Genomic DNA, 557 nt, shown 5'->3' on the forward strand with positions numbered 1-557 from the left:
GATGACCCTCATGGTTTTATTGGGGTATGGCGTATGCCTTGTGGTGTCGAACTCTCAGGGATTATGCAGTGGGAATGTATCCGTTCCTTTATGGAGCTAGGGCCTGATCATATACCTGATGTGGATATGAGTCAGCGAGATCCAAAACTACATTACCAAAAACGGCAAGCATTGCGTATTCAGGGAGAATGGAAATCTTGGATTAAGCACGTTATTGCTGATTGGTTTATGGGCCGCTTTTGGGCATTTAAATATGCAGCCTTAAAAGAACGGTTATACAGTGTTGAATTTTCGCCTGAAGCGGAAGAGTGGTCTAAACCTTTACCGGAAGAGCAATGGGCTAAGCCTTCTGCAGAGTTAGTTGAATTCGAAAAAAAGTGGCGACAACGCTACAAACGTCGTGAAAAATTCTTTGATATGGAACGCCGTATTGCCGAGGCGAAAGCTGAGGGACGCTATTATACGCCGGTTAATGAGTAATGTTTTATTCAATAAATATCATGCATCGGTGCTGAAACAGGCTCATTTATTCCACCCATGTCAGAAAGCCCTCCCTG

The 557-nt window shown here is 44.0% G+C and carries 1 pseudogene; it reads left to right on the forward strand.

What is annotated here, in order from left to right:
• Window positions 1–480 (forward strand): annotated as a pseudogene (locus KCG35_RS26140) (hypothetical protein); the annotation flags it as partial.
• Window positions 481–557 lie beyond the last annotated feature (77 nt).

The organism is Zooshikella harenae (assembly GCF_018837975.1).
Lineage (GTDB): Bacteria > Pseudomonadota > Gammaproteobacteria > Pseudomonadales > Zooshikellaceae > Zooshikella > Zooshikella harenae.